Origin of the sequence: Streptomyces sp. NPDC057623 (assembly GCF_042800355.1) — a bacterium.
In the GTDB taxonomy this organism is placed as follows: Bacteria; Actinomycetota; Actinomycetes; order Streptomycetales; family Streptomycetaceae; genus Streptomyces.
This window is the reverse complement of record NZ_JBHVGZ010000079.1, coordinates 1-24,160: the sequence shown is the minus strand read 5'-3', so window position 1 is coordinate 24,160 and position 24,160 is coordinate 1. Positions and strand designations below refer to the sequence as shown.

Below are 24,160 nucleotides of genomic sequence, written 5' to 3'. Positions count from 1 at the left end.
GCCCTGCCTACTTCGCCTGCTTCTCTGCCGTACGCAGCCGTGCGGGCCAGATGCCCTGCTTGCCCGGCGCGAGGATGCCGGCCGGATCGAGCGCGTCCTTGATCTTCTCCACCATGGCCATGTGGGAGTGGTCGTTGTGGTCGAACTGTTCCGCGACGAGGTCCATGAAGGCGGGGTGCGCACGGTATTCGCCGTATCCCATCTCGGCCGCCTCGACCACCAGGTCACGGTAGAGCTCGTAGACCTCCTTCACCTGCGGCTCGTTGCCGACGTTGTAGAGCATCAGCGCGACATGGATGGCGAACCGCTGGTAGAGCATGATGCCGACGGTGTAGTCGATCCCGTGCTCCGCTTCGCGGGTGCTCACCAACTCGACGATGTTGCGTACGTCCTCCCCCTTGAGGGGGACCGTCGAGGCGAAGGAGATGTGGCCGCCGTTGGTGCCGTGCCAGTTGAGGACCTGGAGCATCGACAGGTCGGGCACGCCCGCCATCACCCGCGACTTCTGGTCGGCGAGGGCCGGGCTGTCGAGCTTCGCCTCCGCCGGGTCGATGGTGTTCCCAGTGACCTCGGCGTCGGGGATGGAGGCGAACGCCGCGCTGATCCGCTCGAAGTCACGCTCGACGGTCTGACGGTCTCCGTACAGGGCGAAACGGATGTTCCACGCCCCGATCCGCGCGGCCTCCCACATCATGCCCTCGGCGAGCTCACGGGGAACCGAACTCTTCTTGTCCCAGACCGCGCTGCGCGGAAGGCCGTTCGGCAGCGCGGTGAGCGCGGGGAACAGAATCGGGCAGTTGCCGACCGTGCCGTCGACCAGGAACGGGCGGAACGCCTCGACCAGGGCCTCCAGGTCGCTGTCCCGGCGCACCTTGATCTGGCAGTCCTTGTAGGCGTCAGGCTGGGGCATCACCCAGACACCCATCTTGGTGACGATGCCCATGTTGGACTGCATGAACAGGCTGTCCGTGCGCGGGCCGAAGCCGCGCTTGGACAGATGCCACGTCTTGCTCCCCGACATCGCCCCCGTGCCGGTCCGCACCACCGAACCGTCGGCGAGGACGACCTCCATGCCGCACTCGGCCGCCGCGTGGTCGTAGTAGAGGGTGAAGCCGTTCCCGTGCTCCAGGGTGTTGCCGACGACGCTGCCCCAGCTCAGGTCGGGTACGTCCACCCAGAGCTTCTTGCCCGAGGCCTGCACGGCGTCGTAGAGCTCGCGGAAGGACACACCGGGTTCCACCACAACGTAGGCGAGTTCCTCGTTGATCTCCAGCACCCGGTTCATCCGGCGCAGATTGACCACGACGGTGTCCGGGTCGAGGGGGGCGGCACCGCCGTAACCGTAGTTCCGTCCCTGCGAGCTGGTCCAGATCGGGACACCGGTCTCGGAGGCGATCCGGACCACGGCCTGGACGTCCTCCACCGAACCGGGTTGGACAACCGCCTTCGCGCGGTATCCGAAACTGGCGGGTGCGTAGGGATCGGCGAAGTCCGCCAGCGACTCCTCGTCGGTGATCACATGCTCCGGGCCCAGCGTCTCGCGCCAGCGGGTCAGGGCTGTCTCCAGGTCCCCGGACGTGTGCGCAGCCGTGTCAGGCCTGTCGTCGGTGCTGGTCATATCGGTTCTCCCAGGGCTCTGTTCCTTGAAGGGGTCATCGGGCTGCCGCGGCCTCGAAGGCCTTGACGATCTCGTCGAGGCGCCCGGAGATCGGCGCGAGCAACTCGGGGTGCGTGACGATGTAGAGATCTCCGCGTCGGACGCCGTCGAGGATGATCCCAGCCGCCACGTCCGCCTCCATCCAGCGGGCCTCCGGCAGGTGGTCGTCGTTGCTCCCGTTGGACACCCGTTCCTTCAGCCCGGGCCGCTTGCGGGAGTTGTCGCCGATGTTCGACTTCACCTGCGCCGGTGTCACCACGGACAGCCCGACCGAGCTGCCCTCGCCTTCCAGTTCGGCCCGGACGGCCTCGGTCAGCGCGACGACGGCGTACTTGGACGCCGAGTAAGCGCTCATCCCGTGGGTGGCCATGAGGCCGGCCATCGACGAGGTGTTCAGAATGTGGCCCCCGGCGGGATTGGCTTTGAGCAACGGGAGGAACGCCTTCATTCCGTGCAGGACACCGTAGAGGTTGATGTCGAGCACCCAGCGGAAGTCCTCGAGCGTCAACTCGTCGAACGGCGCGAGGGGTCCGACCCCCGCGTTGTTCGCCACGAAGTCCACCCGCCCGAACCGTGCCACGGTCCAGTCGGCCAGCTCCTGCACGGCCGAGGCGTCACTGACGTCGACCCGGTAGGGCGTCGCGCCGATCTCCTCGGCGGTCTTCGTGGCAAGGTCCTCGTCGTTGTCCGCGATGACGACCGAGGCCCCTTCGACCACGAGTCGCGCCGCCAGTGCCTTGCCGATTCCGGACGCGCCGCCAGTCACAACGGCTACGCGGTCACGGAAATCATTGATTCCGGTCATGGTGACCTCCTCTCCTCTGCTCTGATCTGTTCAAAAGTGATTCGGATGGGTGGAAGGACAGCCGAGCGTCCCGTGCTCCGGGATGTGCTCCGGGAACCGGGGCCTTTCAGACGGCTCCCCGGAGCAGGCGTTTGAGCTTGGCCGGCGGTGTGGGGTGGTTGACGGCCATGACCGTGTGCCGTACGTCGGCGTCGGGCCAGGCCAGGACGGCCTGACCAGCCGTCAGATCACCGTCGAGCACCGCCGGTTTCCCGGAGGGCGCCGCGGCGCCCACCATCTTCAGGTCCCAGCCGAACTGCTCGGTCCAGCCGTACCGCGAGGGCCGGTGGATCGGCGCGTCATCACCGTGGAGCAGTGCGAGGGCGGCTACCCGCGCCTGTTCCACGGCGTTCGTCCAGGTGGGGATCCGCCTCCAGCCGCTGTCGGAGCCCGGGGGATCCAGGACGGCGACATCACCCGCCGCCACGATCCCCGGCGCCGCGCGGCACCGCTCGTCGACGTGGACTCCACAGTCGACACGCAGCCCGGATCCGGCCAGCCACTCGATGTTCGGCACGTCTCCCGCGGCGGTCACCACCACGTCGGCCTCGAACCGTCGTCCGTCCCCCGTCGACACGGCGCACGGATACGGGTCGGTGTCCGACCCCGCGAGCAGGGTCACCTTGTCGGCTACGGCGAGCACGACGCCGGCTTGTTCGGCCAGTTCCCGCACCACCGCGCCCATGTACGGGCCGACGAGTGCGTCCAGCGGCGGGGCGATGTCGACGACCGTGACCTGCTTGCCGAGTGCGCAGCACGTCGACGCGATCTCCATGCCGAGGAAGCCACCCCCGACGACGAGGACGGACGAGGCGTGGGCCAGCCGGTCGCGCAGGGCGAGGCCGTCGGCCCGGGAGCGCAGGACGAGCTCCCGCGCCCGCGGATGTCCGGGCACCCCCAGGCAGCGGGCCCGCGCGCCCGAGGCGATCACCAGACCGTCGAACGGGACGTCACCCTCGGTGGTGCGCACCACCCGGGCCCCCGCGTCGAGACCGGTGGCGCGTACGCCGAGCCGGAGTTCGACGCCGGAGGGCAGTCCTCCGAGGTCGGTGTCCCCGGGCGGCTGCCGGCCCGCGAGGACGCCCTTCGACAGGGGCACCCGGGTGTAGGGCGGATCCCCTTCCTCGCTCAGTACCGTGACACGCCCTTGGAACCCTTCGGCGCGCAGCGTGTCGACCGCCGTGACCGCGGCGATCGAGCCGCCGACGACCACCACGTTCCGGGGGGCGCTCACCACGTACGTCCTCTCGTGCGTCCTCTTGTGCGTCCTCTCGTGGCGTGGGCCCCACTCATGCGATGACTCGCAGCGCCGCGACCGGACAGGCACGGGCTCCCGCCTCGGCCTTGGCGCCGAGATTCTCGGGCAGTACCTCGTGCCGGAGCACGACCACCGCGTCGTCGTCGAGGTCGTAGACCTCCGGAGCGACGTCGGCGCACAGCCCGTGTCCTTCACAACGGGCCTCGTCAGTCTGGATCCGCATGGGAGCCTCCCTGCTCTTCGGTCTTCAGGCCTTGTGCAGGCGAACGGGTACCGATGTGTAGGAGCGGATGATGGGATGCACGATCGGCCGTGCCTCGCCCACGGGCTCGATACGGGCCACGGACCGGGCGAGCCGGGTGAGCACCGAGGTGATCTCCAGCCGGGCCAGTCCCTGCCCGGCGCACCCGTGGGCGCCGTAGCCGAGCGCCACGTGGTCGGCGTTCTGGCGCGTGATGTCGAACTCGTCGGGGCGGTCCCACTTGCGCTCGTCCCGGTTGGCCGAGGCGAAGAAGACGGCGATCCGCGCGCCCTCCGGCAGCGGGTGTCCGCCGATCTCGGTGTCCCGGGCGACGATCCGGGTGAAGGCCCGCAGCGGGCTCTCCAGGCGGATCGCCTCGTTGAACGCCGAGGCCGCGAGGTCCGGGTTCTCGCGCAGCAGGTCCCACTGGTCGGGGTGCTGGGAGAAGAGCGCGATCGCCGACCCGAGAGCACTGATCGTCGTCTCCAGCGAGGGAGCGAAGTAGTCGACCATGAGCATCGGGCACTTGCTCATGGGGACCTCTCCCCGGTCGGCCGCCGCGAGCAGCTCATGGCCGAGCGACCCGGGCGCCATGCGCCGCTGTTCCACCGCACCACCGATGTACGCGGACAGTTCGAGGGCCTTGGGGAACGACACCGCATGACGTTCCGAGGGCGGACCGAACGCGTCCAGGGCGGCGACCGCCCAGCCGATCAGCTGGTCACGCGAGTCGTCCGGGAATCCGATGAAGTCCGGGACCACCGACATGGGCATGGCCTGGGCGATGTCGGTGACGCCGTCGAGGACCTCGTCCCGCTCCAGCAGCGCGTTCACCAGCGCTTCGGCCTTGGCGTCGATCGACGATCGCTCCTCGCGCAGGGCGCGCGGGGTGAGTCGGTGGGCGACGACCTGGCGGAGGTGTTCGTGCTCCGCTCCGTCACTGGTCAGGGTCGCGCCCCGCATCAGGTCGTTGATCGCGCCGTTGAAGGCCACGCCCTGGCCGGACAGGAAGGTCTCGTCGTCGGCGAGCACACCGCGTACCTCGTCGTAGCGACCCACCGCGTAGACCTGTTGCCTCGACAGGTACGCCACGGGGCCGACGTCACGCAGTCGCCGGTAGAGCTGGTAGGGAGCCACGACTGCTTCGTCGGAGAACAGGTCGGCATCGAACGCCGGTACGCCGTCGTGGACAGGGGGAGTTGGTGCGGTGGTGGACATGTGGCTCCTGACATCGGCGGCAGGGCCGGGCAGTCGGCCCGGTGGGGATGAGGTGTGCTTCTGAGATGCGTCACGGCTCGTGGCGGCGGACTCACACGCGGGGAAGCGGGTCACCGACCAGAACAGCGACCGGTCACACCGATGAGTGGTGGCCTGGATGACTTCACGCCGACCAAGCCCCCATATGTGAATGTAGGCTTACATTCACTGTTCTGCAAGTGGCCGGACCTGTCCGAACGCGCAGGTGTAGAGGACACGAGGTGGGAACGCCGCGCCCGCGGTCGGGGGCGCGGCGTCCCTCACGCGGCCTGGAGCGAGCCCGAAGAGGCGACCGGCAAGGCCGGTCAGTGCGGTTCCGGCCCGCCCAGGAGATACGCGACGACCGTTTCCTGCAGCCGGCTCTTCAGCGCGCTCCATGGCAGCGGCCGGTCCGACTCCAGGAACTCGCCCTGGGTGATCCGGTGCGCGACGCCGGCGTACATCAGGCGATAGGCGAAATCGAGCGCGACGGCGCGATCCGGGTGCGCGACGGGGACCCGCTCCAGAGCCGCGGAGAAGAGAAGGTTCCCCTCGACACTGACCCGGGTGCCCAGTTCCCGCACCGCCGCGTGACGGATGCCGAGCAGCAGGAACACCCGCACCAGCCCCTCGCGCGCCTGGAAGGCATCCGCGAACCCTCCCACCGCCTCGGCGATCGCGGCGGCCGGGTCCGGCACATCACGCAGCCGCTCCACCGACACGCGCTGCGTGACCTCCGCCCTGAGCATGTCGGTGAAGGCGAGGTGGATGGCGTACAGGAGTCCTTCCTTGTCGCCGAACCGCCGGTAGACGCTGCCCACCGACATGCCGGCCCGCTCGGCGACAGCGGCCACGGTGAGCGCTTCGACCCCGCCCTCCTCGAGCAGTGAGAACCCGGCTCGCAGGAACTCCTGCTCGGAACGGCGGCTCCGCCCCTGAACGGCTGCGGGCCTGCGCACGGAGTTGTCGGTCACCCGTACATGTTATCGGCGAGATTCCTCACGCTTGATCTTCGTCGCCGAAGATGACGACCTCCCGGCTGAGCAGGAAGAAGGAGAGGGACGGCTGGTGGAACGGTCCGTCCTTCTCCGCGTGCTCGATCAGCGCCTTCTGGTAGGCCCGGAACGCGGGGACGGCGTCCGTCCCGTCGAACCACAGGGCGGAATAGGCCTCGTAGGCAGGCTGCTCCGAGGCGCTGCCGAAGTAGGCGGCCATGCCGTCACCGGAGAGAGCCGTGTTCCACTGGTACCCGCGCAGGTCCCGGGCCGGGCCGGAGGCGTCGGAGATCACGGCGTCGTGAGCCCGCCGCCAGCGGTCCTGGAACTCGTCGGCGCTCACCCCGTCGGCGGCTTTGAGGAAGTAGAGCACCTTGACCTCGCCGGGACCGGGGTTCGGCACCTCGGTGACGTGCTCCTCGACGAGCAGGCTGTGCGCCGCGGGCAGGTCACTGAAGTTCGCCCCGTCGGGACCCACGACGTCCCGGGTGTACGGGTCCGCGAAGACCTGTCCCATCGACGGGAGGTCGTCGAAGTAGAGCTCCGTGACCGAGTCGCGGGGCCACGTCAACTGGTAGCCGATGTCCCCGGTGGCGCCGTAGGCGCTGTCGAAGACGTGGTTCTGGAGGTACTTGCGCGTCGTCAGCCTCTTGGCGCGGGCGAGGTCACCGTGTACGTCCCGGATGTAGTCGGCGTACTCGGCGTGGGTCATGTCGGGGCGGCGGCGAAGCACCGCGACCAGCTTGATCATCTCTGTCTCCTTCGACGGTTCTTCTCAGCGGATCAGGACGTGCCACGCGTCTCGTGAAGCGCGCGTGGCGATGGCTCGGTAGGTTCAGGGCGCCGCGATGACGCCGCCGTCGACGACGATGTCGGAGCCGTTGACATATCCGGCGGCGTCGGAGGCGAGAAAGGCCGCCACGGAAGCGACGTCCTCCGGTCGTCCGAACCGTCCCGCGGGGTTGGCACCGGCCATCGCGGCCCGCCCCTCGGGCCCCAACGCGGCGATCACGGGTTCGGTGGCGGGGGTGACGATCAGGCCCGGGCTGATGGAGACGGCGCGTATGCCGTGGGGTGCGCCGGAGGCCACGAGCTGCTTGGTGAAGGCGAGGACCCCGCCCTTGGCGGCGCCGTGGGCGTGCTGGTGCACGAACCTGGCGCCGATGTGGCCGGCGACGCTGGCCGTGTTGATGACGACGCCGCCGCCCCGGGCGACCAGATGGGGCCAGGCCGCCTTGGTGGAGAGGTAGACGATGTCCAGCTCGTAGGTCAGGGAGAACTTCCAGGCCTCGTAGGTGACTTCGTCCCACGGGCCGACGCGGGCGACGGAGGCGTTGTTGAAGAGGATGTCTATGCCGCCGAAAGCCTGCACGGCGTCCTCGGCCCAGCGTGCGGCGCCCTCCTCCGTCGTCAGGTCGACGGGATGGACCGAGCGCATCCGCCCGCCCTCGGCCTCCACGAGGGCGACGGTCTCCTCGGCTCCCTCGGCGTTCATGTCGCAGCCGACCACCGCGGCGCCCTGGCGGGCGAACTCCAGGGCAGCCGCTCTCCCCATACCGCCGCCGGTGCCGCTGATCAGGGCTATCTTGCCGGACAGATCTGACATTGCTTCCTCCTGGAATCCGAATGGAACGGCGTTCGGTCGACCGGTGCGAGGACGAGGGCACGCCCGAGGGCGGACCCGCGGCCGGCCCTCGTCCCGTCGGCCGGCGATGCCGTCAGCGCGGCTTGCGGAGTGACCGCGGCCAGATGCCCTGCTTGCCGGGCGACAGGATGCCCGCGGGGTCGACGGCGTCCTTGATCCTCTCGACGAAGCGCAGATAGGCGTGGTTGTTGAAGGAGAACTGCTCGGCCGAGAGATCCATGAAGTTCAGGTGCGCGCGATACTCGCTGTACCCGATCTCCCCGGCGTCCCGGACCAGCTGACGGGCGATCTCGTAGGCGGCCCTGGTCGCTTCCTCGTCGTCGTAATCGAAGGAGAGGCCGGCGACACTGACCGCGCTGCGCGCGTTGATCACGATGATGTCCGCGGCGTAGTCGAGTCCGACGGCCTCGACCCGCTCGCGCAAGAAACGGTGCAGTTCGTAGACCTTCTCGCCGGTGAGCGGGACAACGGGCGAGAAGCCCATGTGCCCGCCGTGTTCACCGCCGTACCAGCCGCCCATCTGGGCCCAGGCGAGGTTGGGGACGCCCGCCAGCACCTGGTCGGAGGGGTTCGGCAGATTCGGCCCGTCCTCGGGAGAGCTCTTCGAGCCTCGCACCCGGGCACCTGGGATCCGGGAGAACGCCGCCCGCGCCTTGGCGAAGTTGTGGTCCACCACGGGCTCGTCGCCGTAGAGGGCGAACCGGAGCATCCAGCGCCCCATGTCGAGCCTCTTGGCGATCTCGTCGATGGCGGCGTCGGGAATCGGCGTGCCGGGATCGCCGTCGTACCACTGGCTGCGCGGGCCGAGCGTCGAGGCGGTGACCACGGTGTTGAAAATGCACGGGACACCGTCGATGGTGCCGTCCAGCCGCAGCCGGCGCAGGGTGTCGACCAGTTGCACCAGGTCGGACTCGGCGAACACGTCGACCGTCACATGCATGATCTTCTCGACCGTCGGCGTGAGCCAGACACCCATCTTGGTGACGATCCCGAAGTTGGACTGCATGAACAGCTGGTCCAGCGAAGGGCCGTAGCTGCGCCGGTACAGGTTCCAGCTCGCGTTGCCCGGCTGCGCGCCCATCCCGGTGCGCAGCAGATCACCGTCGGCCAGCACCACCTCCATGCCGCAGGGCGCCATGAAGTCCTTGCCGTTGGGCAGGTAGGTCGTGCCGTGATCCAGCGAGTTGCCGACCAGGCTGCCCCAGCCCAGGTCGGGCACCGACACCATCAGCCGCAGACCGCGGGCCTGGACCTCGTCGTAGAGCTGCTGGAAACTGACTCCCGGCTCGACGAGCGCGTAGCCGAGTTCCTCGTTGATCTCAAGGATCTTGTTCATGCGCCGCAGGTTGACCGTGACCGAACCGGACAACCGTGGCGCGGCTCCGCCGTAGCCGTTGTTGCGGCCCTGGCTCTGCGTCCACAGAGGCACGTTGTGGCGGGACGCGATCCTCACGAGTTGCTGGATCTGCTCGACCGAATCCGGCTGGACGACCGCCGCGGCGCTCAGACCGTCCCACCGCGCTGGTTGGAACGGGTCCCGGAACTCCTGCTTGGCCTCCTCCGACACCAATACGTTCGCCGGGCCGACCACGTCGGCGAATTCGGACAGTGCGGCGGCGAGGGCGTCGTCAGGCACTACCGCCCGTTCAGTGGGCAGGTTCGACGGCGACATGGGCGGCTCCAATGTTCTGGCAAGTGAGTGTGAGAGCAACACCGGCCCAAGGGCGCGCGGCTACGCCTGGGGCCGGATGCACATGTGAACTCACATTTACATTCCCCTGACGGACAAGTTCACACACGGTCCAGCGGCCGTCAAGGTCCGTGCACGACTCCCGGCCGACTTCGGGCCGACACCTACCGCGCGCCGGCCGGCGCGCCGCCCGCCCCGCCCCAGTCGGGTGCGCGACGGGCCTCGGCCGCCGACAGGCGAATGGCGCAAATGAATGAATTGAACGATACGGTCAGTCTGCCTATTGTAGGGTGAGGAACGAGAACGCGGAGCTGCGGCCTCGCACCGTCGAACAGGCGGCAGTGCCTCGGGAGAGCCGATTCATCGCCCGATCCATCGCCTGCGAGGCCGTCCGGCCTCCGACTCAGCTCCACAGGATCAAGTTCGCGCGGTAGGGCGATGTCGGCCGCGTGGCCCGCGTCACACGCGAGCCACCGGACGGCACCATCCCGCTCGCACGACCGCGGTCGCCGTCGACGCGCCCGCGTCCCGCGCATGTGCTTGGCCCCGGAAACGGCCACAGCAACTGCCGCTCTCCACCATGGCGGTGACCGTTTTCCACGCAGTGTCGGCGGTTCTCGTTCCGCCTGCGCCAGACGCCCGCCTTCCGCGACACCTCTGGCGACGCCGCATCCGCGCCTCGCCCCACCAAAACCGAACGGGAGTCCGAATGTCCGACAGCATCAACAGCAAACCGATTCCGCGCAGCATCCTCATCTTCGGCGCGGCCGGCCACATCGGCAGGCCGCTGGCCGAATTCCTGCACCGTGAGGCACCGCAGATCCAGCTACGCCTGGTGAGCAGCAACCCGGAGCGCGTCGAGGCTCTCCAGCGTGACTTCCCGAAGGCGGAGGTGGTCCACGCGGACTACTTCGACCTCCCTTCGCTGGAGTCCGCGGTGCGGGGGATCGAGGGAGTCTTCGTCAACACTCCCGGGCGCACGGACGAGCGGCGCGCCATGACGAACGTCGTGACCGCTCTGCAGAAGGCCGGCACCGCCGTTCACGTCCTGCGCACGGTCGGCCTGCAGCCGGAGGCCAACGAACGGCGCCTCCCTCAGTTCGTACGCGAGGCCGACAACGGGCTCGCGCTTCCCGTTCAGCACCCGATCGTCAAGCGGATCTTCGACGAGAGCGATCTGCCGGTGACCTACCTCAACATCGGCGCCACCTTCATGGACAACTTCTTCTGGATGAAGGGGAGCCTGGTCAGCGAGCGCAAGCTCATCTGGCACAACCGCCTCATCCCCTTCATCGATCCGCGGGACATCGCCGAAGTGGCGGGGCGGCTGCTCCTCTCCGACAACCACCGGCACATCGGCCAGTTCCACACGCTCAACAACGGCCATGACCTCATGCGCTTCAGCGATGTCGCGGAGCTCATGACCCAAGTCTTCGGCGAGCGGATCACCCACGACGGAAGCAAGGAGAAGTTCCTCGCCACGTACAACCCCCTCTTCGGCGGGGACGCCAGCGGCCTCTGGGGCTTCTTCGAGTACGAGCGGGAGAACGAAGTGGTCTGGGCCCGCAACGACTTCGTCGAACGCACGCTGGGGCGCAAGCCGCTCACCTTGCGGGAGTGGCTCCAGGAGCACGCGCAGCTGCTGCTGAACTGAGCGGGACCCGCGACAGACAAGGCTCCCCGTGCCGTTGAGGAGGGTGTTTCGACACCTCGGCTCATGCGGCGCGGGGAGCCTTGCCGGTTTCCGCCGTACCGCGAGCACCTCGATCGAGCGGTGAACTCCCGATGTGACCCAGTTCACTTTTTGACCGGATGACGAATCTGGTCAGCTTCTATATCATTGAGGCATGGACAACGAGAGCAGCAGTAATCCTCGGGCTCTGGTGGTCGGACTCGGAGTCAGCGGAATCTCAACCGCCGTTCGGCTACGTCAGATCGGCTGGACTCCGGTCATCATCGAGAGGGCTCCGGCACGGAGGACGGGTGGCTATTTCGTCGCCCTGTTCGCCGGCGGCCGCCCCCCTGCGGCACGCCTGGGCATCCTTGACAAGTTGCATGACCGCAACCCCCCGGGCGGCGCCAGGTACGAGGTCGACCGCGCGGGGAACCGGCAACGCGGAGCGGGGTACGGCAGCCTGCCAGGCAGCCCGTGGATGATGGTGCGCAGCGATGTGGAGGAGGCCGCCTTCGCGGCACTTCCCGAGGATGTCGAGATCCGTTACTCGACCGTCCCGAGCCGCATCGAGCAGGACGCCGACGGCGTGGACGTGACGCTGACCAACACCGCGGACGACACCTCGGTCACCGAGCGGTTCGATCTGGTGGTCGGCGCGGACGGGCTTCGCTCCACCGTGCGCTCGCTGGTGTTCGGTCCGCACGAGAAGTACCTGCACCGGCTGAACTACATGGCGGTCGCCTATCAGCTTCCCGGCCCGCTCAGCGACCTCCACCAGGAGGACGGCGCCATCCTGATGGAACCCAACCGGTCGATGTGGATCTTCCCGTTCGATGGCAACACCCAGACCGTGCTGCTCAATTACCACACCGACGACGTCGACGCCGAGTTCACGCAGTCGCCGAGCGAGCGAGCACGCGCGGCGTTCGGCGACGAGCCGACCGGCCGCCTCCTCGGCCAGGTGCTCGACGCGCTGGACACCGCCGAGGACGTGCTGTTCGACTCGGTCGAGCAGACCCGTATGGACCGCTGGCAGCGCGGCCGGGTCGTACTCGTCGGCGACTCGGCCTGGTGCGTCAGCCTCTACGCGGGCATGGGCGTGTCGATGGGAATCGCAGGGGCGGACCTGCTCGGCACGCTGCTGGAACGCCACCCCGAGGCAGTGCCGCGGGCCCTGGCCGAATGGGAACGCACTCTGCGGCCCAATGTCGAAGCCTTCCAGGAGAACGGGATCAAGCAGCGCAGCTACTTCGTCACGGCCAGCAACCTGGAGCTCGCGATCCGCAAGGCCATGACCGCGGGGTTGCGGATCCCGGTGGCCTCCCAACTGCTGAAGCGCCTGACGGGGATGGACAAGGACGGTCAGCTCAAGGACACGGACATCGCCATAGCATAGGCGCGGCTCGCGTTCCAGCGGGCATCGTTCAGCACCGGCAAGGAAGCGACCATGACGACATTTTTGGCCGAACACGACTCCGGTAAGCCAGCCCGGATCCTCATCGCGGCCAGGGACCTCGTCCTCAAACGCGGCGTCAGGGGCCTGACCGTCGCCGAGATCGCGGAAAAGGCTCACGTCGGCAAGGGAACGACGTACCTGTACTGGCCCACCAAGGAAGACCTCCTTTTCGGGCTGTTCACCAGAGACTTCCTGGCCTTCCTCGACGGCGAGATCGAGGCACTGAACACCGACCCGGACGTCTGCCGGCCGCATCGGCTCTGCCCGCAGCTCACTCGCAACGCCCTGAACAAGCCGTTCGTGCACGCCCTACAGACCGGCGATGCCGACCTGCTGGGCGCCCTCGCCCAGCATCCACGCAGTATGGAACTGCTCGACCTGCTGGGCCCGGCCGCCCTGATGTACACGATCCTGCCGCTGTGGCGGCGGCACGGGCTCGCGCGCACCGACTGGCCCCTCGACGAACTGGCATACGCGCTCCACGCGCTGATGACGGGCTTCGTCAGTGGCAGCACCCGCCCAGGGGCACCGAACGTCACCGTCGACGACCCCGACAAGGTCATGGCCGCAGCGGTGACGGCGCTGCTCGGTCCCGAAGAAGCCGGACCGTCCGAGATCCGCGCAACCGCCGAGGAAGGCATTCAGGCGCTGCGCGAGCGACGCGAAACCGTTCTCTGCCTGATCACTACCACTGACCCGCAAGCCAAGTAGCGCCGGAACCGGAGAACCCCGGTTCCGGTGACCAGTAAATCGGAGGAAACATCATGTCTCAGACGACCGTGACGAAGACTGCCGGATCCACCAACCCGACCGGCACCGTGGTCGACCGCTACATCAGGATCTTCGACCGTACGGCGCACGACCCCCAGGCCGTCGAGGAGCTTGAGTCGATCTTCGCCCAGGACGCCGTCGTCCAGCTCGCCGAGGGGATCGAGCCGGTGGCCGGCCTGCCCGCGATCATGGCGGTCTACCGGGGCTTCGTCTCGCAGATGGCCGACAGCCAGCACTTCTGGACCGTCACGGAGCTCGACGACGGCCGGCTGGAGTGCGAGTGGGTCCAGGCGGGACGCTCGGTCGACGGTCGGCTGGTCTGCACGGGCGGTGTCGAGCAGGTGACCGTCAACGCCGACGGGCAGATCACGAAGCTGATAAACCGCATCGTGCCCAACGCCGGCTGGTGACCCACCCGGACAGCCAGTAGCCCGTGCCTGTCCACGGCACGGACACACGGTATGGATCACCATTGATCACCACACGCCTCCGGGTGTCACGGCCGAGCGCCGCGATACCCGGAGGCCTCCGTGCTGTCACGGATGCCGCGGTGCGAGGCGCAGCCCGTGGCCGAAGTCGAAGAGCGGGTCGGTGCTCTCGTGCGGGCTGTCGGGGCGGCCATGGGTGACCTCGTCCATGGTGCGCGGCAGTTGGAAGGGGAGGCGCCCTTCGGGGGTGGCGTGGCCGAGGATCACGTCGCCGACCGCCTCGTCGCTGGCGCCGAAGGCACCGATCAGAGCGACGCAGCGTTGGGCGATCTCCGGTATGACGGCCGGCCGTTCCAGGTGGATGACGACGATCGTGGGGACGGTGTCGAGCAGCCGGAGGATCTCCTTGAGCCGCTCGGCGGGGAAATCGAGCCTCCCCCGGTGGAAGCCGCGCTCATACACGGAGTCCGCGCCGGGGCGCGGTTCGTGCGGGGTGTCGAGGCGCAGCACGGCGAAGTCGGCTTCACCGGGGTCGTCGGTGAGCACGACGGCGTCTCCTCGGGCGAAGGAGTCGGCCGGCATGCCCTCGACATACAGCCGTGGGGGGCGGCGGTCGCCGGACGGCGTGCGCAGCGGCAGCGCGTCGTCGTTGACGAGGACCGTGAGCGCGCGGCGCTGCGCGGCGGCGCCCTGCGCGCGGAAGGCGGCGGCGCCCACCGTCGCCTCGGCGAGGTCGGGGTCGACGAACGGGTCGTCGAACAGGCCGAGTCGGAACTTCTCGCGCAGCAGACGGGCGGCGGAGACGTCGACGCGGGACTCCTCCAGCCGCCCGGAGCGGACGAGTTCGACGACGAGTTCGGGGCAGGCCTCGCCGCCGAACTGGTCGGCGCCGGCGTCGAGGACCTTCCGTATCCGTTCGAGCGGACCGAGGTGTTCCACGCCCCAGGCGCGGGCGGGGAAGAGATTTCCCATGATCGGGGCGTCGTGGATCAGGGCCCAGTCGGTGCACACGATGCCGTCGAAGCCGAGGCGTTCGCGCAGCAGGCCGGTGATGATGCCCCGGTTGAAGCCGAAGCCGACCTCTTCGTGCTCGGTTCCGACGGGCATGCCGTAGTAGGGCATGATCTGCGTGACTCCGGCGGCGATGGCGGCGCGGAACGGCTTGAGGTGGTAGTCGAAGAAGCCGCCAGGGTAGACCTGTTCGCGGCCGTAGACGAAGTGCGGGTCCTCTCCGTCCTTCTGCGGGCCGCCGCCGGGGAAATGCTTGACCATGGCGGAAACGCTGTGCGGGCCGACCTGGCCTCCGCCTCGCAGCCCTTCGAGGTAGGGGCCGACCAGTCGCGAGGTCAGCTCGGCGTCGGCGCCGAACGTGCCGTTGCCGCGGGCCCAGCGGGGCTCGGTGGCGAGGTCGATCTGCGGGTGCAGCGCGACCCTGATGCCGACGGAGAGGTATTCGCGGCGCACGATGTCGGCGTACTCGCGCACCAGGTCGGCATCGCCGAGTGCGGCGAGGCCGAGCGGCTCGGGCCACTGGGAGAACGGGCCGGAGCGCATGGCCGTGGCCGGGTTGTCGGTGAAGGAGTGGCGGGGGTCGCTGGCTAGGGTGACGGGGATGCCGAGCCGGGTGTCGGCGGCGAGTTCCTGCAGGCGGTTGTGCCACTCGGCCATGGCACGCGGGCTGCCGGACCCCATCAGGTTGAAGTGGTTCATCGACCGGGCGGTGATCAGCTCGGTGGTGGGCGCACCGCCGGGTGCGTCCGCGCGTTCGACGAGGGTGCCGTCCGGGTTCATGGTGAGGATGGTCTGGAAGAGCAGGCCCGCCTTCTCCTCCAGGGTCATACGGCCCAGCAGGTCCGCCACCCGTCGCTCCACCGGTTGTGCGGGGTCCTCGTACGGCTCGACGGTGCCGTTGTGGTTGAGGTCGCGGGGCGGGCGGGTGGCGGAAGCCATAGGAGTCCTCTTCGGATCGTGAGTGGGGGGATTGCCGGGTGTGCGCCGAGTGGCTCAGCGGATCGTACGGATACGAGCGACGGCCAGCGCCCCTCCGATGCCGCACAACGCGCCGAACAGGTACAGCTTTCCGAACTCGCTTCCGCCGTCGGCGTGCAGGGTCAGGAGCAGCGGGGCGATCATCGGTACCAGGGACTGCGGCAGGGCGTTGGCGACGTTGAGCACGCCCATGTCCTTTGCGGCCCTGCGTGGGTCGGGCAGCACGCTGACCGCGAGAGCCACGTCGACCGCCATGTAGAGGCCGAAGCCACAGGCGTACACGCCTATCGCGAGGTAGAAGGCGGCCTCGCTGTGGGCGGTGTACAGCAGGCCGAGGCTGAGCGCGACGACGAGTGAGGCCGCGGCGACGAAGGGCTTGCGCCGCCGGATCCGGTCGGAGATCCAGCCGCCCGAGAGTGAGCAGACGACACCGACGGCGGTGAGCACGAGCGTCGAGGTGGCGACGACACCCACCGCGTCCTCGGGGCTGCGGCCCAACTGGTCCGTGACGAAGAAGAACTGATAGCTGGTCACACAGGACATGCCGATGAAGACCAGGAACCGGCCGAGGAAGTTCCAGGCGAAGTCAGGGTTCCTGCGCGGGTCGAACCAGAAGCTGCGGCCGAACTCCGCGAGCCCGAACGGCGGGAGCTCTCCCGGCACGGCGGGTGTGTCCCGGCGCAGTACCACCACGAGGACGATCACGGCCGCCAGGCCGCCCAGCGCGGGCAGGCCGAACAGCAGCAGGTTGTTGTGGATGAGCTGGGTGGCGCCGTAGGCGCCGGTGAGCATGGCCAGGTTGGGGGTGAGGCCGAGGGCTCCGGAGACCCTGCCGCGCTGCCGGTCCGGCACGAAGTCGGCGATGGCCGCGCTGAGCGAGGCGAGCGTGGCGTGGATGCCGAACTGGGTCAGGGACCAGCCGACCGTCAGCAGGGTGACGTTGCCCGCCGCACCGATGAGGCCGAGCCCTGCGGTTCCTGCCACCATGCCGCCGAGCAGCCAGGGGCGCCTCTTGCCGAAGCGGCTCGTGGTGCGGTCGGACAGGGCTCCGGTGAGCGGGTTCGACAGGAGGGCGAACAGGGAGCCGATGCCCAGGACCAGGCTCAAGGTGGATGCCTTGTCGTGCGGAGCGAGCTGTGTGACGCGCAACGACAGAGACACGACCACAGGGGTCAGCAGCGCCAGGTAGGCGCCGTACTGGGCAAGGACAAGAGCGAGGACGAGTCCGGGCGAGGCGGCCTCGGGCTCGGAGTAGCTGTCCCTGGCGAGCGGAGCCGAGGACAGCGGCGGTGCGACGCGGCCGTGGAACGCCGAATCACTGCGCACCATGGTCTTCCTCCTGTGCTTGGCCGTCCACGTCGACGGCGGGTACGCTGCACCGTAGGTTAAAAACCGAATGGTGATTAGGTGTTTAGTTAAGTGACGTACGTCACAAATCATGATGAAGCGAACGAATCCCCCGACGGCTCTCGTCACCGACGGCGGCGCAAGACCGGCCCGTACGCGGCCGCCGACGAGCGACGCCGGCTGATCACCGAGTCCGCGGTCGAGCACTTCGCGCAGTGGGGGTACCACAACTCCTCGCTCCCGAAGATCGCCGCAGCCGTCGGCATCTCCCCGGCGGGCCTGCTGCATCACTTCGGCAGCAAGCGGGAGTTGCTGATGGCGGTGCTCCAGGCCCGTGCCGAGCACGCCACGAAGACCTTCTACGAGGGCATGGGCGAGCCCGACGGCCTGGACGCGGTCGAAATGCTGCGCCGTATGGCCGCACAGACCGAGTTCAACCTCACCCAGCCCGGACTGGTACAGATGTATGCCGTCCTGTCCGCGGAGGCGGCCAACCCCGAGCATCCCGCCCACTCGTACTTCCGTGAGCGCTACGACACGATCCTCGGACGCATCGAGCGCACCCTGCGTCACGGCGTCGAGTCCGGCCTGCTGCACGAAGGCGTCGACTGCGCCGCGATCGCCCGCGAGATCCTCGCGGTCAGCGACGGGTTCCAGGTCCAGTGGGCCTTGTCCGACGGCCAGTGGGACATGCTCAGCGCCTACCGCGCCTACCTCGACCGGCTTGCCCGCACCCTCACCAGGAGCGGACGTGGCCTCGGCTGATCTGTCGGCCACCGGTATCCGCAGGCAGCAGCAGGGCACCCGCGCCGTGCTGCTGGTGATGTGCGCCTCGGTGATGGTCGCCCAGTCCCTCGTCGCCGCGATCAACCTGGCGATACCCAAGCTGTCGGCGAGCGGCCTGAACGCGTCGCCGACCGAGCTGCTGTGGATAGTCGACGCCTATGTCATCGTCTTCGCCGGGCTGCTGATCCCGGCCGGCGCGCTCGGCGACCGGTTCGGCCGCAAGGGCGTGCTGCTGACGGGCCTCGGTCTGTTCGGCACGGGCTCGGCGGTGTGTGCGCTGGCCCCGTCCGTCGCGCCGCTGCTGACCGGGCGGGCCCTGTGCGGCGCCGGAGCCGCCCTGCTGATGCCCGCATCGATGTCACTGTTGCTGCACTCGACCCCCGGGGAGCGGCGCGCCACCGCTGTCGCGACCTGGAGCGCCTCGCTCGCCGTGGGCGGCGTGCTGGGCAACACCGCCGGTGCCCTGATCTTGCAGTACCTGCCCTGGCAGGCGCTGTTCTGGGCGTATGTCCCCTTCGCCGTCGCCCTGCTGTGCTGGGCGGGACGCATCGCTCCACGGCCCGAACGGAGCGCCACTCGCCTCGACCTGCCCGGCTCGCTGCTGCTGATCCTGGGCTGCACCGCGCTGTTGTTCGGCGTTATCGAGGGTCCCTCGCACGGCTGGGGTTCGCTCCCCGTTCTGACCGGGTTCTCGGCGGCCGTGCTGGTGCTCGTGGTCTTCGTCGTGCACGAGTCGCGCACCGCCCACCCGGTCCTGGACCCGTGGCTGCTGCGCCTGCGTCCGGTACGTTCCGGCACGATCGGCGTGGCCGCCCTCTTCTTCGGCATGTTCGCGCTGTTCTACGTCAATGCCCAGTTTCTGCAGTACGTCGAGGGGTTCTCACCCTTGCAGGCAGGCCTCGGCGTCCTGCCCGTCGCAGTCGGCATCATGGTCGTCACCCGCCTGAGCCCCCTGTGCTCCGACCGCTTGGGTGCCCTTCCCACTGTCACCATCGGTCTGCTCCTCGTCATCGCCGGCCTGATGCTGATGTCCACAGCGACAGCCGCGACGCCGTACGCGTTGTACGCCCTCTACCTGCTGTTGATGGCGCTCGGAAACGGCGTGGCCACCCCGGTGCTCTCGCATGCCGTGGTCTCCGGGCTCCCCCCGCAGCGGCTCGGCGTCGGCTCCGGTCTGAACAGCGCGGCCCGCGAGTTCGGCAGCGCGCTCGGTATCGCGGTGGTCGGCACGGCCCTCGCGAGCGGTTTCTCCGACCGGCTCCCGTCCGCCGTCGCAGTGCACGGCGACGCCCCCGCCCATGCCTTCGCCGCCGCAGCCCGGTTGGGCTCCGACAGCCAGGCAGCGGTCGTGGCGGCCTTCACCCACGCGGTCGCCACCGGCTACCGCGTGGCCGCGGCCGCGTTGCTGGCCATGACCCTCGTCGTGGTCATGGGCATGCGACGCCGCCCCGCCGACCGGTCACCGAAACCGAAATCCCGCCGCAGCCAGGGAAGTTCACACCCCGCCGATCAGGAACCATCTGCCGCCCCATCCTCGCCCCCGGCCTCGGCGTTGTGAGGCTCCGAGTCCGGACACGCACCGACGGTCGCCCGCGTGCAGGGACGGCCGCCCGAACGACCGAGCCGGGCTCTACGCAGGAGCGGCGAGCGCCGATGAGGCAGGTGCCACGGCAGTGGGCACAACAGACCATCACCCACGGCCGTGGCACCCGTCTCGAAGAACCGTCCGGGTCTCCGAGTCGAGCTCAACAGCGACTTGCCACACCGGTCGCCAACAGCCCGTTGACCACGATCGCCGCCAGCAATTCCGCTGTAGCCGTCAGCTGCTCCGACGAGACGGGCTCGGGCCTGCCCAGACGACGCGCCAACGGGCCCTCCACCATGCCCGATATAGGAGGGATGACAGCGAAGAACAGCACATCCATCGGGATGGGCGCCATGCGCCCAGAGGCGACGAGTCGCTCGATGCCGGGCACGATGAGCTGCATCGTCGGAGCGATGAAGCGCTCGTACAGGTAGTCCAACCGCTCACTGTCTCCGGAGAACTCGTCGACGAGGATCCGCCCGATCAGCGGCGTGTCCGCCGCGCTCCGGTAGAGACCGGTGATGAACTGCCGCAGACACTCGGCGTCGTCGAGCGAGGGATCCATCTGAGGCAGACGCGCCAGCTGCGCCTCCAGCGCGGAGTCCACGACCGCGCGCCAGAAGGCCGCCTTGGACCCATAACGGTCATTGATGAAATTGTGACTGACACCCAGGCGACGGGCCAACTCACGCGCGGAAGCACGATCGTAACCCAGCTCCGCAAAGGCTTCGAGCCCGCGCTGCAGGATGCTCTCCTCCCCGGGCACCGCGAGAGTGTCTGTGCCAGGGCGTCCCGGCCGCCGTACGGCTTCGACTCTTGCTCCCACCATTGCCTCCAAGACCGTTTGCTCGTGCCTGCGCGGCCTGCGTCCCGACAGGCGCCGCCCGCAGCCATCCCGTAGACCTACCGACAGTTTACTTGACACCCGTCAGAATCAGGATAACCTGACAAGCGTCAGACGCCGTCCTCTGATGGACGGGAAGTGACTCGAGCAGCCATTTTCCGCAGGACCGAACCGCGCGGATCAACGCCCGAGCAGCCCCCCTCGCCTGGCGGCCGGACCGCCGAACCTGAATCGAAAGCGAGAGTCACATGACCTCCCCCCACACGCCTCGCAAAACCCCCGAGCGCGTCGTCGACCTGAACGTTGCGCACCCTGAGCACGGCACCAAGGCCGACCACGTCGCGACCCTGCTCACTGCCGGGGATCCCCTCGCCGATGCCGTCATCGCCGAACTGGCCCTGCGCGGCCCGCAGGCGCGGCAGGCTCTCGACGCGGGCCTCAGGCACGGCCTTGCGAGCTTGGGCCCAGAGCCCCCCGCGGCCATCGCCGCGCTGCTGAAACAATTGGAGACCACGCCTGCTCGGCTCGACCCACTGATGCTCCGTCGCGGCGACGCCATCAGCCTGTCCGTGCCGCCCATGTGGTTCCGGCTCTGCTCGGTCACCAGCGCACTCGCCCACACCTACGCGTCCCCTGCCCTCGGGCGACTGCTGACCCAGACGGGCAGGCCGATGGACATGGCCGCGCGCCGGCTCGCGGAGACCGGGGTATGGGCACGACAGACCATACGCCCGGGGGGGCTGCTCCGTGGAGGGCCGGGCTACGTGGCCACGGTCGAGGTCCGACTACAGCATGCCCGCATGCGGGCCAAGACCCTCACGGACTGGAACACGGGCGTGGCGAGTCTGCCCATCGGTCAGCTCGACATGGCCCGCACGTGGCTCGGCTTCACTCTCAACGCCTCCCAGGCCCTGAACGCCGTCGGCATCGACATCAGCGCCGAGGAAGAGCGCCACCTCTACCAGTACTGGTCGTACGTAGCCCACCTTTTGGGACTCGACGAAGGCCTGTACCAGGGCGTGGTCGACCACGCCGGCGCCCGCCGCCTGCAGGACCTGCTGGATGCCACGACGCCCGCCCCCGACGAGAACTCGATGGCACTGACCGCCGCCATGATCGACGCGCAGGCCCGCGCGATGGCCGGCGCGCCAGGTTGCGATCTGAGCGAGGGGCAGCTGCGCCACCTCATCCACAGCGTGCTCCAGCGGGCCTTCGGGGAGGAGTGGAGCGACCGCCTGGACATCCCCGATGTCCCCGCTGAGACCGACCTCATGCCGTTGATCAGCCGGCTCAATCGCCAGGCTCGGTACTGGCAGACCTACTCCCCCGCCTCGACCCAGCAAGCCCGCCGCCGGGCACTGGAGGAACCCGGGCCGGAGCTGAGGGCAGCCGCCCTTCCGTGTGACACATCCTGCCGACGCGCCACGGGAGTCGACCGCCCGAGCGTCCGGGCAGCCTGATCCCCCCTCCTTCGCGAGGCGCGGCCGAAGGCGGCCGGACCGGATCCGGGAAGGCACATCTCACCGTGCCGCGCCTCCCCACCGGCACCCACATCGAACACCGTGCGACGAGCTCCGACGATGCAGCCGTCCCGCACCCTTCAACCTCCCCTTTTATCCCACTTCGTCTGGAGTTTCGTGATGTCCAAGACCGACACCGACGCACCGGGCACGGCCGCCGTGTCCGACCTCCCCTCCACCGACGCACCACCTCGCCATCGCTGGTGGATCCTCGCCGTCATCGGACTGGCCCAGCTCATGGTGGTCCTGGACGGCACCATCGTGAACATCGCCCTGCCCTCCGCGCAGAAGGACCTGGGCTTCTCCGACGGCGACCGCCAGTGGATCGTCACCGCCTACGCTCTCGCCTTCGGCAGCCTGCTCCTGCTCGGCGGCCGGATAGCCGACCTGTTCGGCCGCAAGATGACCTTCCTGGTCGGTCTGGTCGGCTTCGCCGTCGCCTCCGCCGTCGGCGGCGCCGCGAACAGTTTCGAGATGCTCGTCACCGCGCGTGCCGCGCAGGGCGTGTTCGGTGCCCTGCTCGCCCCGGCCGCACTGTCCCTGCTGACCACGACCTTCACCGACCCCAAGGAACGCGGCAAGGCCTTCGGCGTCTACGGCGCCATCGCCGGCGCGGGCGGCGCGATCGGGCTGCTGCTCGGCGGCCTGCTCACCGAGCACCTCGACTGGCGCTGGACTCTCTACGTCAACCTCGTCTTCGCCGCGGCGGCCTTCATCGGCGGCGCCGTCCTGCTCCAGCGCACAACCCGCGACAAGAGCACCACCCTCGACGTCCCCGGCGCCGTCCTGGTCGGCGGCGGACTGTTCAGTCTGGTCTACGGCTTCTCCAACGCCGAGCACAACGACTGGAGCTCCCCGGAGGTCTGGGGCTGGCTGGTCGCCGGAGCAGCTCTGCTGGCCGCGTTCACGTGGTGGCAGACTCGTTCCTCCCACCCCCTGCTCCCCCTGCGGGTTCTCCTCGACCGTAACCGCGGCGCGTCCTTCATCTCCGTGCTGATCAGCGGCGCCGGCATGTTCGGTGTCTTCCTGTTCCTCACGTACTACCTGCAGCAGAGCCTGGGCTACACCCCCGTCGAGACCGGGCTGGCTTTCTTGCCCATGGTCGCCGCGCTCATGGCCACCTCCACCCTCGCCTCCAGTGTGCTGGTTCCCCGCATCGGTCCCAAGCCGGTGGTGCCGCTCGGCATGGGCATGGCCGCCGCCGGCATGATCTGGATGACGGGCCTCGACCTCAGCAGCACCTACACCACCGGCGTCCTGCCTCCGCTTCTGGTGGCGGGTCTCGGCCTCGGCCTGGTGATGTCCCCGGCCATGGCCCTGGCCGTCGACGGCGTGGACGCCAGGGACTCCGGTGTCGCCTCCGCCACCGTCAACGCTATGCAGCAGGTCGGCGGCTCGATCGGCACAGCCCTGCTCAACACCCTCGCCACCAGCGCCGCCACCGACTACCTCGTCGGCAAGGACCCCAGGGATCCCGCCGTCCAGGCCCAGGCCAGCATCGAGGCCTACTCCACGGCCTACTGGTGGTCGGCCGTCTTCTTCGCCGCCGGTCTGGTCGCCAGCGTGGTCCTCTATCGACGGGGCGTCCCCAAGCAGGACCCCGACGCCGCACCCGTCGTCCACATGTGACGGCCACGGCACCCGTTGTCCACATGTGACGGCCGGGCGAGGTACCGCTGCGCACAGGCGGTGCCTCGCCCGCTGTCCACCGTCCCGGAGCGACACCGGTGCACAGCGCCACCCCTACGGGCTTAGCATCGCCATCGCCAACCACCGAACTGCTCGGAGCGGCCGTCGCACTCACCGCCAAAGTCGCGAATCAGGACAGCCGTTCCAGCACCATCACCGACGCGGGATTGCGACGACTGTCACCCCAACGCAGACCTCGCCGATCACGCCCCATCACCGCGGTCCTTGCGAGTTGGTCCAGTTCGGGACGCCGGTCTCGGAGACTATTCGGACCACGATCTGGACTTCCTTCACAGAGCCAGCTGGACGACCGCCGTGGTTCGGAATCCGAAACTGGCAGGGAGTTCAGCGGGCGGTGAATTCCCCGAGTGGCTCCAACCGATGAGCACGTGCTCCGGGCCTGGTCACATCCGCGGGAGTGGTGTATTGACGGCCACTCGGTGATCTCGTTTTGAGGCTATGCGGTGAGTTCGGTGGGTAGGTCGGTCTCGCTGGTTTCTGACT

The 24,160-nt window shown here is 68.8% G+C and carries 20 protein-coding genes; 8 read left to right on the top strand and 12 right to left on the bottom strand.

Annotated features, from left to right (window positions below; translation table 11 throughout):
* Nucleotides 1-7: 7 nt before the first annotated feature.
* From ACFU95_RS43420 to ACFU95_RS43380, 9 genes are all read right to left on the bottom strand, one after another.
* The gene (locus tag ACFU95_RS43420) at nucleotides 8-1,618 is read right to left on the bottom strand and encodes an FAD-binding oxidoreductase (RefSeq protein WP_383840785.1); all 1,611 of its coding nucleotides are present in this window, start codon (nucleotides 1,616-1,618) and stop codon (nucleotides 8-10) included.
* A 34-nt stretch (nucleotides 1,619-1,652) separates the two neighbouring features.
* Nucleotides 1,653-2,462 (bottom strand): SDR family NAD(P)-dependent oxidoreductase, encoded by an 810-nt coding sequence (locus ACFU95_RS43415; RefSeq protein ID WP_383840782.1) that lies wholly within the window; start codon nucleotides 2,460-2,462, stop codon nucleotides 1,653-1,655.
* 106 nt (nucleotides 2,463-2,568) lie between these two features.
* Nucleotides 2,569-3,735, bottom strand: a complete 1,167-nt coding sequence (locus ACFU95_RS43410) for an NAD(P)/FAD-dependent oxidoreductase (RefSeq protein WP_383840779.1) — start codon at nucleotides 3,733-3,735, stop codon at nucleotides 2,569-2,571.
* A 55-nt stretch (nucleotides 3,736-3,790) separates the two neighbouring features.
* Nucleotides 3,791-3,982, bottom strand: coding sequence for a ferredoxin (locus tag ACFU95_RS43405; RefSeq protein ID WP_152173013.1), 192 nt, complete (start codon nucleotides 3,980-3,982; stop codon nucleotides 3,791-3,793).
* A gap of 24 nt (nucleotides 3,983-4,006) precedes the next feature.
* Nucleotides 4,007-5,218, bottom strand: coding sequence for a cytochrome P450 (locus ACFU95_RS43400; RefSeq protein ID WP_152173012.1), 1,212 nt, complete (start codon nucleotides 5,216-5,218; stop codon nucleotides 4,007-4,009).
* A gap of 344 nt (nucleotides 5,219-5,562) precedes the next feature.
* Entirely contained in the window at nucleotides 5,563-6,210 is a 648-nt protein-coding gene (locus ACFU95_RS43395; protein ID WP_152173011.1) for a TetR/AcrR family transcriptional regulator, read from the bottom strand.
* 25 nt (nucleotides 6,211-6,235) lie between these two features.
* On the bottom strand, nucleotides 6,236-6,982 hold the full coding sequence (locus ACFU95_RS43390) for an EthD domain-containing protein (RefSeq protein WP_383840774.1): 747 nt from the start codon (nucleotides 6,980-6,982) through the stop codon (nucleotides 6,236-6,238).
* A gap of 84 nt (nucleotides 6,983-7,066) precedes the next feature.
* Nucleotides 7,067-7,837: an SDR family NAD(P)-dependent oxidoreductase gene (locus ACFU95_RS43385; protein WP_152173009.1), complete on the bottom strand. Its 771-nt coding sequence runs from the start codon at nucleotides 7,835-7,837 to the stop codon at nucleotides 7,067-7,069.
* 112 nt (nucleotides 7,838-7,949) lie between these two features.
* Nucleotides 7,950-9,548, bottom strand: coding sequence for an FAD-binding oxidoreductase (locus ACFU95_RS43380; RefSeq protein WP_383840770.1), 1,599 nt, complete (start codon nucleotides 9,546-9,548; stop codon nucleotides 7,950-7,952).
* A gap of 727 nt (nucleotides 9,549-10,275) precedes the next feature.
* Here ACFU95_RS43380 and ACFU95_RS43375 point away from each other — a divergent pair.
* From ACFU95_RS43375 to ACFU95_RS43360, 4 genes are all read left to right on the top strand, one after another.
* Nucleotides 10,276-11,220 (top strand): NAD(P)H-binding protein, encoded by a 945-nt coding sequence (locus tag ACFU95_RS43375; RefSeq protein WP_193241881.1) that lies wholly within the window; start codon nucleotides 10,276-10,278, stop codon nucleotides 11,218-11,220.
* Nucleotides 11,221-11,413: 193 nt separating this feature from the next.
* Nucleotides 11,414-12,637 carry an FAD-dependent monooxygenase gene (locus tag ACFU95_RS43370; protein ID WP_383840767.1) on the top strand — a complete coding sequence of 408 codons (1,224 nt, stop codon included), beginning with the start codon at nucleotides 11,414-11,416 and terminating at the stop codon, nucleotides 12,635-12,637.
* 51 nt (nucleotides 12,638-12,688) lie between these two features.
* Entirely contained in the window at nucleotides 12,689-13,408 is a 720-nt protein-coding gene (locus ACFU95_RS43365; RefSeq protein ID WP_383840764.1) for a TetR/AcrR family transcriptional regulator, read from the top strand.
* Between the two features lie 53 nt (nucleotides 13,409-13,461).
* The gene (locus ACFU95_RS43360) at nucleotides 13,462-13,878 is read left to right on the top strand and encodes a nuclear transport factor 2 family protein (RefSeq protein ID WP_152173005.1); all 417 of its coding nucleotides are present in this window, start codon (nucleotides 13,462-13,464) and stop codon (nucleotides 13,876-13,878) included.
* A gap of 126 nt (nucleotides 13,879-14,004) precedes the next feature.
* Here ACFU95_RS43360 and ACFU95_RS43355 read toward each other — a convergent pair whose 3' ends face one another.
* Entirely contained in the window at nucleotides 14,005-15,846 is a 1,842-nt protein-coding gene (locus ACFU95_RS43355) for a glycoside hydrolase family 3 protein (RefSeq protein WP_383840761.1), read from the bottom strand.
* A 54-nt stretch (nucleotides 15,847-15,900) separates the two neighbouring features.
* Nucleotides 15,901-17,214 carry an MFS transporter gene (locus tag ACFU95_RS43350; protein ID WP_383840758.1) on the bottom strand — a complete coding sequence of 438 codons (1,314 nt, stop codon included), beginning with the start codon at nucleotides 17,212-17,214 and terminating at the stop codon, nucleotides 15,901-15,903.
* Between the two features lie 90 nt (nucleotides 17,215-17,304).
* On the opposite strand from ACFU95_RS43350, the gene ACFU95_RS43345 reads away from it, so the two are divergent.
* Both ACFU95_RS43345 and ACFU95_RS43340 read left to right on the top strand, forming a co-directional pair.
* Complete coding sequence (locus tag ACFU95_RS43345) at nucleotides 17,305-17,997, top strand: TetR/AcrR family transcriptional regulator (RefSeq protein ID WP_383840755.1); 693 nt, start codon at nucleotides 17,305-17,307, stop codon at nucleotides 17,995-17,997.
* On the top strand, nucleotides 17,984-19,576 hold the full coding sequence (locus tag ACFU95_RS43340) for an MFS transporter (RefSeq protein ID WP_383840752.1): 1,593 nt from the start codon (nucleotides 17,984-17,986) through the stop codon (nucleotides 19,574-19,576). Before ACFU95_RS43345 ends, ACFU95_RS43340 begins: the two co-directional genes overlap by 14 nt.
* A gap of 187 nt (nucleotides 19,577-19,763) precedes the next feature.
* On the opposite strand, the gene ACFU95_RS43335 is transcribed toward ACFU95_RS43340, so the two are convergent.
* Nucleotides 19,764-20,369 carry a TetR/AcrR family transcriptional regulator gene (locus tag ACFU95_RS43335; protein ID WP_383840749.1) on the bottom strand — a complete coding sequence of 202 codons (606 nt, stop codon included), beginning with the start codon at nucleotides 20,367-20,369 and terminating at the stop codon, nucleotides 19,764-19,766.
* A 326-nt stretch (nucleotides 20,370-20,695) separates the two neighbouring features.
* Between ACFU95_RS43335 and ACFU95_RS43330 the strand changes: the two genes are divergently transcribed.
* Together ACFU95_RS43330 and ACFU95_RS43325 are read left to right on the top strand one after the other, a co-directional pair.
* Nucleotides 20,696-21,907 (top strand): oxygenase MpaB family protein, encoded by a 1,212-nt coding sequence (locus ACFU95_RS43330; RefSeq protein WP_383840747.1) that lies wholly within the window; start codon nucleotides 20,696-20,698, stop codon nucleotides 21,905-21,907.
* A 180-nt stretch (nucleotides 21,908-22,087) separates the two neighbouring features.
* Nucleotides 22,088-23,596, top strand: a complete 1,509-nt coding sequence (locus ACFU95_RS43325; protein ID WP_383840744.1) for an MFS transporter — start codon at nucleotides 22,088-22,090, stop codon at nucleotides 23,594-23,596.
* Nucleotides 23,597-24,160 lie beyond the last annotated feature (564 nt).

What these genes read in the sequence shown, in the direction of transcription:
- ACFU95_RS43420 (WP_383840785.1), bottom strand. Translation starts at nt 1,618, where the DNA reads ATGACCAGCACCGACGACAGGCCTGACACGGCTGCGCACACGTCCGGG.
- ACFU95_RS43415 (WP_383840782.1), bottom strand. Translation starts at nt 2,462, where the DNA reads ATGACCGGAATCAATGATTTCCGTGACCGCGTAGCCGTTGTGACTGGC.
- ACFU95_RS43405 (WP_152173013.1), bottom strand. Translation starts at nt 3,982, where the DNA reads ATGCGGATCCAGACTGACGAGGCCCGTTGTGAAGGACACGGGCTGTGC.
- ACFU95_RS43400 (WP_152173012.1), bottom strand. Translation starts at nt 5,218, where the DNA reads ATGTCCACCACCGCACCAACTCCCCCTGTCCACGACGGCGTACCGGCG.
- ACFU95_RS43390 (WP_383840774.1), bottom strand. Translation starts at nt 6,982, where the DNA reads ATGATCAAGCTGGTCGCGGTGCTTCGCCGCCGCCCCGACATGACCCAC.
- ACFU95_RS43385 (WP_152173009.1), bottom strand. Translation starts at nt 7,837, where the DNA reads ATGTCAGATCTGTCCGGCAAGATAGCCCTGATCAGCGGCACCGGCGGC.
- ACFU95_RS43380 (WP_383840770.1), bottom strand. Translation starts at nt 9,548, where the DNA reads ATGTCGCCGTCGAACCTGCCCACTGAACGGGCGGTAGTGCCTGACGAC.
- ACFU95_RS43375 (WP_193241881.1), top strand. Translation starts at nt 10,276, where the DNA reads ATGTCCGACAGCATCAACAGCAAACCGATTCCGCGCAGCATCCTCATC.
- ACFU95_RS43370 (WP_383840767.1), top strand. Translation starts at nt 11,414, where the DNA reads ATGGACAACGAGAGCAGCAGTAATCCTCGGGCTCTGGTGGTCGGACTC.
- ACFU95_RS43365 (WP_383840764.1), top strand. Translation starts at nt 12,689, where the DNA reads ATGACGACATTTTTGGCCGAACACGACTCCGGTAAGCCAGCCCGGATC.
- ACFU95_RS43360 (WP_152173005.1), top strand. Translation starts at nt 13,462, where the DNA reads ATGTCTCAGACGACCGTGACGAAGACTGCCGGATCCACCAACCCGACC.
- ACFU95_RS43355 (WP_383840761.1), bottom strand. Translation starts at nt 15,846, where the DNA reads ATGGCTTCCGCCACCCGCCCGCCCCGCGACCTCAACCACAACGGCACC.
- ACFU95_RS43350 (WP_383840758.1), bottom strand. Translation starts at nt 17,214, where the DNA reads ATGGTGCGCAGTGATTCGGCGTTCCACGGCCGCGTCGCACCGCCGCTG.
- ACFU95_RS43330 (WP_383840747.1), top strand. Translation starts at nt 20,696, where the DNA reads ATGACCTCCCCCCACACGCCTCGCAAAACCCCCGAGCGCGTCGTCGAC.
- ACFU95_RS43325 (WP_383840744.1), top strand. Translation starts at nt 22,088, where the DNA reads ATGTCCAAGACCGACACCGACGCACCGGGCACGGCCGCCGTGTCCGAC.